Genomic DNA, 7,960 nt, shown 5'->3' on the forward strand with positions numbered 1-7,960 from the left:
CCTTTTTGGCAACAACCCGGCAGCAGTCCCATGCCCAATCACACCGTCTTCTTTGTCTCCGATGGCACTGGCATCACCGCAGAGACTTTTGGCAACTCGATCCTGGCGCAATTCGCCATCGAACATCGCCACGTGCGCCGCCCTTTCATCGACACCATCGAGAAGGCTGAGCAGGTGGTGCGCGAGATCAACGCCATGGCCAACGATGAAGGCCGCCGGCCCATCGTTTTCCTCACGTTGATCAACGAAACCGTGCGCCAGATCCTGAGCAACCAAGCCAACGCCTTGGTGATGGATATGTTTCAGCGCTTTATCGAGCCGCTCGAAGCCGAGTTCGGCATCAAGTCCAATCACCGCGTGGGCCGTTTTTCCGACGTCACGCGCAGCCAGCAGTATCACGACCGCATCGAGGCAATCAATTTCTCGTTGGCCCATGACGACGGCCAATCCTCACGCAACCTGAGCGTGGCCGACGTGATCTTGGTGGGCGTTTCGCGCAGCGGCAAAACACCGACTTCGCTTTACTTGGCGATGCAGCACGGCATCAAGGCCGCCAACTACCCGCTCATCCCCGACGACTTCGAACGCGGCAACCTGCCCTCGATGCTTGCACCCTATAAACGCAAATGCTTCGGCCTGACCATCGACCCCGACCGCCTCAGCCAAATCCGCAACGAACGCCGCCCCGGCAGCAAATACGCCGCCTTGGCCAACTGCCGCATGGAAATCAACGAAGCTGAACGCCTGATGAAACGCGAAGGCATCGCCTGGCTCTCATCCACCCACAAATCCATCGAAGAAATCGCCACCACCATCCTCAATGAGATTCGACCGGATCGGTTGGAGTATTGATGGACTGGTATGTGATGTCTTTTTTATACATCACTTCTGAAGAGGTGTTAAATACGGCACGTATTTCATGGCCTTGCATGAAACCATCCGTAGCACAAACATCATTGTCACATGATTGACATATCGCATTCATAGACTGAATTCATATCAAATCTATGAAAGGGTATTCAATCATGATCAATTCTCAGGCCGCTCTTACACAAGATATACCGCCATTAACTGTTGAAATAGAAGCTTCCGCTATATTTTCCTTGGATGGACAAATCTTATTTGTCATCGCTGCCCAGTCATCACCGGGAAGATGAAATTGGAGCCATGAGTGCCGCTGTTCAATCGCTGGGTGAGCGAACTGCCCATGCGCTTTTACGCGGTGAGCTTGAACAAATCCTGATCAAGGACCAAAAAGGCTATGTCGTGATGATGGCAACCGGCCAAGACGAGGTCTTTACCTTGCTCTGCCGTGGTTCATGCCCGGTGGAACACCAACTCCTCTGGTGAGGTTTTTGGGGGGGTCACGATGCGGTCACGAAAGGACGCGACGATGCGCCGATGAATCCTTTGCCGCCCAACCCATCCGAGCTACCCCCCACATCGACCAATCCTTGGAACGACACACCGCACCTCCAAGTGCGCACCGTGTTCATTTCTGATCTGCACTTGGGTACGCCTGAGTGCCAAGCGGTAGCGCTGCTTGATTTCTTGAAAAAAGTGGAATGCGAATGCCTCATCCTCATCGGTGACATCGTGGATGGCTGGCAACTTCAGCGCCGCTGGCATTGGCCCCAGTCGCACAACGACGTGGTGCAAAAAATCCTTCGCAAAGCCCGCAAAGGCACGCGGGTGGTTCTGGTTCCTGGCAACCATGATGAATTTGCCCGTCGTTATGCCGGCCACAGCTTTGGTGGCATTGAAATCACCGAAGATCACATCCACCACACCATCGATGGCAAGCGCTTGTGGGTTCTGCATGGCGATTTGTTCGATGGCGTGATCCAGTGCGCCAACTGGCTCGCCCATGTGGGTGATCGCCTCTACGAATTCACGCTGCGACTCAACCGCCACCTGAACAGCATCCGCGCTCGGATGGGTTTGCCGTATTGGTCACTCTCGCGTTATCTGAAATTCAAAGTCAAACGTGCGGTCAGCTTCATCAGTGACTTTGAGTTGGCCGTCGTCCGAGAGGCCCGCAAAAGAAACGTGCATGGCGTCGTCTGCGGTCATATTCACCACGCTGAACTGCGCGAAATCGACGGCTTTATTTACGCCAATGATGGTGATTGGGTCGAGAGTCTGACAGCGCTGGTCGAACATCAAGACGGCAAGCTGGAGATCATCGAGTGGTCCAAACTGAACCAACCCGCCGTCAAGCTCAGTTGAACGTGGCCTGCATCGCCCTGTCGACCGAGACCTTCGAGCCACCATGGACAATCAGCGGCAAATGCGCCATGAATTGCTCCGTGGCTCGGCGCCAGTGATATTGCTCAGCGTGGGCTCGCACCTTGTCACGGTCACAGCCCAGCGCGTGAATGCAGGCCCGCCATAAATCGGGATCCAAAATACCGCCAAGGCCTTGGTCATCCACCACGTCCTTCGGGCCCGTGACGGGAAAGGCGGCGACAGGCGTGCCGCAGGCCATGGCTTCCACCATCACCAAGCCAAAGGTATCGGTGAGGCTGGGAAACACCACCACATCGGCCGTTCGATACAAGGTTGCTAAGTCATCCCCGCGTAGCACGCCAAACCAACGGACACCCGGATAACAGCGTTTCAGGCGCGCTTCTTCTGGGCCGATGCCAGCCACCCATTTCTCGCCGGGAAGATCCAGTTTGAGAAAAGCATCGATGTTTTTCTCCACGGCCAAACGACCCACATAGAGAAAAACGGGCGCCTTGCCACGATCCAAGCGTGCACCATGGGGCGAAAAAGCATCCAAATCGACCCCCCGGGTCCAGACATGGCAACGATCAAAACCGCGCTCCACCAGATCGTCGATCATGCTGTTCGTCGTCACCAAGGTGGCATGACCCGCATGATGGAAATGCCGTAAAGCGGCGTAGCTCCAAGAAAGCGGCACCCGAGTGCGCAGATGCAGATATTCTGGAAACCGGCTGTGATACGCCGTTGTGAACAACCACCCACGATGGATGGCCACCGCCCGAGCGGCCCAACCCAAGGGGCCTTCGGTCGCAAGATGCAAACCATCAGGCTTCATGGCATCGAGTCTTTGCTCCACGGCATGCCGAGAAGCCATGGCCAAACGAATATCTGGGTACGTCGGACAAGGCAGACTTTTAAAATCAGCCGGCGTGATCATCACGACCTCATGACCCATGGCCTCAAGTTCGCGGCAGGTCATTTTTAAAGTCACCACCACGCCATTGACCTGAGGTTCCCACGCATCTGTCACGATGGCTATTTTCATCGGCCACTTTCAACAATATTCGGATTGGCATATGCCAACAGCCATTACATAACCGTTAAATGTCAAAGCGATGACAGGTTAAAAAGAGCACCAGCGTCACACCGTTGTCACATATCGAAACTTATGCTCGGCGCTGGCGCAACTGATTCGGGTTGAGGAGATCCTCTCAATCCATACTCCCTGTGAAAACCATCGACTTTGTGTATTTCAACGCCGGTGGGGGGCACCGCGCCTCTGCCGAGGCCTTGCAAGCTGTGCTGCACAAAGAGCGCCCGGGCTGGCGCATACGGCTGGTGCATCTTTTCGATGTCATGGACCCGAATCACAGCTTTCAGCGCATCACAGGCTTTGCCCCCGAGGATCTCTACAACCAGCGGCTCAAACGCGGCTGGACGCTGGGTTTGGCCCAAGAGTTGAAAATCCTGCAAAGCATGATCCGGCTGGCTCACCCGACACTGGTCAGGCGCTTGCAACAACATTGGCTCAAGACCGAACCCGATCTGGTCGTCTCACTCATCCCCAATTTCAACCGGGCTTTGTTTGAGAGCGTGAGCACCACCCTGCCGGGGGTCCCTTATGTCACCTTGCTCACCGATTTGGCCGACCATCCACCGCATTTCTGGATCGAGCCCGATCAGGCCCAGCATTTCATCTGCGGCACCCCCAAGGCGGTGGTGCAGGCCCGCGAGATGGGCCACAGTTGGAGCCGCATCCACCCCACCTCGGGCATGATTTTGCGGCCCGATTTTTACCAGCCTCCCACGGTGAATCGGGCCGATGCGCGCCGACACCACGGTCTCGACCCGAAGCGCCCAACCGGCTTGGTGATGTTCGGGGGGCACGGCTCTTCAACGATGCTGCAAATCGCCCGGCAACTCCCCAACCATCAACTGATCTTTGTCTGCGGTCACAACTTAGCCTTGGCCCAACAACTGCAAGCCTTGCCCAGCACCGCCCCCAAGCTGGTCCTGGGTTTCAGGCGTGACATCCCAGACATCATGCACATGGCCGATTTCTTCATCGGCAAACCCGGCCCAGGCAGTCTCAGCGAAGCCGTGCACCTCGGCCTACCGGTGATCGTGGTCCGCAACGCTTGGACCATGCCCCAAGAACGTTACAACACCGACTGGGTGCTCGAAAACGGCTTCGGCTTGGTTTGCAAGCGTTTTGGCGCAATGCGCCCAGCCGTCGATAACATGCTGATCCGCCTTGACGAACTCCGCGCCAACGTACACCGCTACAACAACCGCGCCGTCTTCGAAGTCCCCGCCATCTTGGCTCGCATCCTGAACCAATCCCTTCAAGCCGCCACAGAACCCTCCATCCACGAACCTCAGCCCTACGACCAGTCCTGCCTCACCGCCTCATAAAAGCAGATCGCTGCCGCAGAAAACGAACGACGCTGAACGCCTGATGCAACGCGAAGGCGTCGGAGACGTCGCCACCATCTTCCTCAACAAGATTCGACCGGATCGGTTGGAGTATTGAAAGGTATGCGGTGTACGCGACTTGAGGACATGCACCATCCGCACGGCTCGCTCACGGACCTCGGGTGAGAACTTGGTGGACTTGTTCATGGCTCTCTCTTCTCAAGAGTTTGAGCCTCCTCTATTCCCGGGGCGATGCATAAGCGCAGTGACTGCATCTCGCAGTGGGATGGCAAAAAGCGGTGGTTGCGCTGGCCAACAAGAACGCCCGCATTTTGTGGGCCGTGTTGGCGCGAGGGGATCGGTTTGATGCGAATTGGGTGGCCGATCAACCAGCGCCAACGGTCTTGACGCCCACGCCAAATAGTCCGGCTTGAAGCCGTTGGGCGAAGACAAGCATCTCTCGAAGACGTGCGAATGGAGATCCATCACACAGGTCAGACCGGCAGCAGGTGAGCTCGACTAACCCGATGTCAGAGGCTATCCCGAAGGGGATCTCTGACGACGAACGAATGGAGTCCTGCTGATCGGTTCGAATCTGGGCCCGCGCCGAAGAAAGGTGCAACAAGGCCGTTTATCGATGTGCAGTCTGTTCTCTGTGCTGGTGCTGAAACCATCGCACCCGTTTGATCGATGATTGAATTCGTCTTGAGGGTTGAACTCAAGTTGACTTATGGGGAAGTCCTTGTAGTACAGTTAGGCGTGCCGCGCGTAGTAGAGGGCGTTGAGAACACGGATAAGTGAAGTGGTTGCCTTGTGCGTGGCTTTAAACACGAAGCTCCGTCGTGTATTCCTTTCCGTAGATGCACTTGTAAGTCACGGTCCACTTTGTGTTTTTCAACAAGTTTTTTACCTTTGCTGCATTTTCTCGTGGGATTTCGAGCAGTCGAAAAACCTCCCCGGGACTAATAAAATCGCCTGGGGATAAATCGCCGCTACCTACGATATCGGAGTAGCCATGGTTGGAAAGCTGCTTTTCAATCGCTTCAGTGGTTGGTGCATCAAAACGAGCCCCCTCGCATTCAAATGAGAATGACTTGATGACGGCAGGCCCCACGCCGCGGTTAACCAACTCCCATTTGAAAATGCTGTGCTGGAATGATTCTTTCTCTCCTGCAAGTCGTGGAGTGACTCCTTGTTGATTATGTCGGCGCTGGATTGCCAGTTGCCAAGTTGCGATAATAACCGAGGCGCCAGAAATTGCGGCGGAGACGGCGGTTGCAATTGCGGTTTCGAGTTCATATGGCATGGAAAATCTCTCAAGAAATTTAAGGCCTAACGTTCAAGGTCAGGGGCGCTGCGCGGCTTTATCGCGTAGCGTCCCCTGCACCGCCGGGTTAGCCCTGACGAAACTACGTTTCTACGCAACTGCAACGACCACAGTTGTCACATTTGCCACAATCAGCACATCTACCGCAATCCCCATCGTATGCTGACATGGACTCCACATGACTGGACATGAGCTCGTCAACACTGTCCATACTAAGGTTGTCGTTACAGAATACGCCGACGTTTAGTATCTCCATTCTCAAATCTCCTCGATTACAAAAGCTGTCAATAGAATATTTGATGTGGCTCAGCCGCACCCACAATTGCTACAGTCACCACACTTACCGCAGTCACCGCATTTTCCACAATCAGCATCGTTCCCCGATCCAATGACCGAATAATCATCGGAAATGGCGACGGCTACCAAATTTGCGTCAACCAGTTCCAGTGTGGGTTTATAGCCCTCAGATAGCACTTGCATTTCCATCGCTCCTTTCACTCTTGGTTAGACCACTGTACAACGTTTGCACTTTGTGCTTCGAATACTGGGACTCGACATACTTGTCCATTGAAAAACGCTCTTCAATACAGGCCTTCGAACCAAAGACACGCGCCTTGCGGCATCCACCTTTACATATCGGTAAACACTTACAGTCCAAGCATCTTGAATCTCCAAATGGATTAGCGGAAATCCATTTCTCGAAGAATTGATCTGACTCTACGTTTGGATCGTCAATTACGTGACCAATAGCCTCGGATGGATCGAACTTATGGCTACAGAGATAGATATACCCACGTGGGTCGATCGTGAAGTGATGCTCAAAATCCACTTCGCAGTAGTTGAACTGAGTATCGTCGACCGGGTTATCAATTATGAATCCCTCATCTGCGGCCAATCCATATAGAAGGGCGAGCTTTTCGAAAGGCCTCTTTTGCTTAACAACAAACTGTTGAAATCCACTCGCCTCATTCGCCCACACCCATCTGAAGTACACCCTACTGCCACGTTTGACGGTTTGGCTGAAACGCTTCAGCAGTTTAGAAATCCCGTCGAAGTTATTGTCTGTGACGTTCACTCGAATACTTAGAGGTAAATGGCTTTTTGAGACACGGCAATACATTTCAATGTTTTCCACAAGGCGATCGAAACTCGGCCCACCCCCAATGAGATACCGAGTCGTGTTGTGAGCATCTTCATCTCCGTCAAGGGTTATGTGGACGTTGTTGACCTGGAGCCTCTGCAAAAGGCCCACCGTTTCAGGATCAAGTAGGTATCCGTTTGTTGTTATTGATGAGCTAAATTTAATTCCCAAACGGTGCGCTTGATCTATTCCAAAAGTTGAAAGCTCTTCAATACGCGATTTGGCAAGCAGCGGCTCTCCGCCGAACCATGTAATATGAAAATGCCGTTTGTCATGCAATCGAGAGCGCACCCATGACTTGATTGCATCGGAGGTTTCGTCGGAAAGATCAACATCATGTTTGAACTCAAAGCAATACGGACAATCAAAGTTACACCTAAGTGTCGGCAGAATCATTGTCGTTAACACTGGACGAGCTATGCTTTTCTCATAGCTCTTTTTGAAGAACTCTATTTCGTCAAAAGTGGAAGGAATTAGAAAGCGCAATTTCTTAAGTAGAGAAAAGTCCAACACCGTGTTCAGCGACTCAACATCAAAGTCGTTTTGACTTCGAATCAGCTTCTCAAATGCGGGGGATTCATTCTTATCCAGAAGTACAAGTGATCGCCAGAGGAAGTTATATCCAAGTGCTGTTCCGTCTGGTTTCGAAACCATATGGTTGAAACGGGAAACCTTGAGGGCATTTGAATTCATGAATGCTCCGTAGCGATTGTTAAGCAAGGGCTAACTATTTAGTTGACCATCACAGCCGGAATTGTCGCCCCGCAAAAACCAGCGAGCATGGAGCGTAGCGGCAACACAGGGCGACCCGGATGTGACGGTCCAACATAAAGTTCGGGTGCTTTAGC

General features: G+C 53.3%; 7 protein-coding genes and 1 pseudogene. 5 read left to right on the forward strand and 3 right to left on the reverse strand.

Annotation, left to right across the window (positions count from 1 at the left end):
- Positions 1-30: 30 nt before the first annotated feature.
- The 3 genes from ppsR to AB3X39_RS07380 all read left to right on the forward strand — a co-directional run bounded on the left by ppsR (position 31) and on the right by AB3X39_RS07380 (position 2,229).
- A complete protein-coding gene (gene ppsR, locus AB3X39_RS07370; protein WP_369416710.1) occupies positions 31-852 on the forward strand; it encodes a posphoenolpyruvate synthetase regulatory kinase/phosphorylase PpsR in 822 nt (273 codons plus the stop codon).
- Positions 853-1,107: 255 nt separating this feature from the next.
- Positions 1,108-1,350, forward strand: coding sequence for a roadblock/LC7 domain-containing protein (locus AB3X39_RS07375; RefSeq protein ID WP_369416711.1), 243 nt, complete (start codon positions 1,108-1,110; stop codon positions 1,348-1,350).
- A 51-nt stretch (positions 1,351-1,401) separates the two neighbouring features.
- The gene (locus AB3X39_RS07380; protein WP_369416712.1) at positions 1,402-2,229 is read left to right on the forward strand and encodes a UDP-2,3-diacylglucosamine diphosphatase; all 828 of its coding nucleotides are present in this window, start codon (positions 1,402-1,404) and stop codon (positions 2,227-2,229) included.
- Here the strand turns inward: AB3X39_RS07380 and AB3X39_RS07385 are convergent.
- Positions 2,222-3,274, reverse strand: coding sequence for a glycosyltransferase family 4 protein (locus AB3X39_RS07385; protein WP_369416713.1), 1,053 nt, complete (start codon positions 3,272-3,274; stop codon positions 2,222-2,224). The genes AB3X39_RS07380 and AB3X39_RS07385 overlap by 8 nt on opposite strands.
- A gap of 182 nt (positions 3,275-3,456) precedes the next feature.
- Here AB3X39_RS07385 and AB3X39_RS07390 point away from each other — a divergent pair, with 182 nt between their 5' ends.
- A complete protein-coding gene (locus tag AB3X39_RS07390; RefSeq protein WP_369416714.1) occupies positions 3,457-4,644 on the forward strand; it encodes a glycosyltransferase in 1,188 nt (395 codons plus the stop codon).
- A gap of 284 nt (positions 4,645-4,928) precedes the next feature.
- Positions 4,929-5,078: pseudogene (locus AB3X39_RS07395) on the forward strand (IS110 family transposase); the annotation flags it as partial.
- A 389-nt stretch (positions 5,079-5,467) separates the two neighbouring features.
- On the opposite strand, the gene AB3X39_RS07400 reads toward AB3X39_RS07395, so the two are convergent.
- Both AB3X39_RS07400 and AB3X39_RS07405 read right to left on the reverse strand, forming a co-directional pair.
- The gene (locus tag AB3X39_RS07400) at positions 5,468-5,950 is read right to left on the reverse strand and encodes a hypothetical protein (RefSeq protein ID WP_369416715.1); all 483 of its coding nucleotides are present in this window, start codon (positions 5,948-5,950) and stop codon (positions 5,468-5,470) included.
- A 484-nt stretch (positions 5,951-6,434) separates the two neighbouring features.
- Positions 6,435-7,805, reverse strand: a complete 1,371-nt coding sequence (locus AB3X39_RS07405; protein ID WP_369416716.1) for a radical SAM/SPASM domain-containing protein — start codon at positions 7,803-7,805, stop codon at positions 6,435-6,437.
- Positions 7,806-7,960: the final 155 nt, after the last annotated feature.

The organism is Leptothrix ochracea, assembly GCF_041083635.1.
GTDB lineage: Bacteria > Pseudomonadota > Gammaproteobacteria > Burkholderiales > Burkholderiaceae_C > Sphaerotilus > Sphaerotilus ochraceus.

Excerpts from the sequence above, each read along its gene's own strand:
- ppsR (WP_369416710.1), top strand. The coding sequence starts at position 31 with ATGCCCAATCACACCGTCTTCTTTGTCTCCGATGGCACTGGCATCACC.
- AB3X39_RS07400 (WP_369416715.1), bottom strand. The coding sequence starts at position 5,950 with ATGCCATATGAACTCGAAACCGCAATTGCAACCGCCGTCTCCGCCGCA.
- AB3X39_RS07405 (WP_369416716.1), bottom strand. The coding sequence starts at position 7,805 with ATGAATTCAAATGCCCTCAAGGTTTCCCGTTTCAACCATATGGTTTCG.
- AB3X39_RS07385 (WP_369416713.1), bottom strand. The coding sequence starts at position 3,274 with ATGAAAATAGCCATCGTGACAGATGCGTGGGAACCTCAGGTCAATGGC.
- AB3X39_RS07375 (WP_369416711.1), top strand. The coding sequence starts at position 1,108 with ATGGACAAATCTTATTTGTCATCGCTGCCCAGTCATCACCGGGAAGAT.
- AB3X39_RS07380 (WP_369416712.1), top strand. The coding sequence starts at position 1,402 with ATGAATCCTTTGCCGCCCAACCCATCCGAGCTACCCCCCACATCGACC.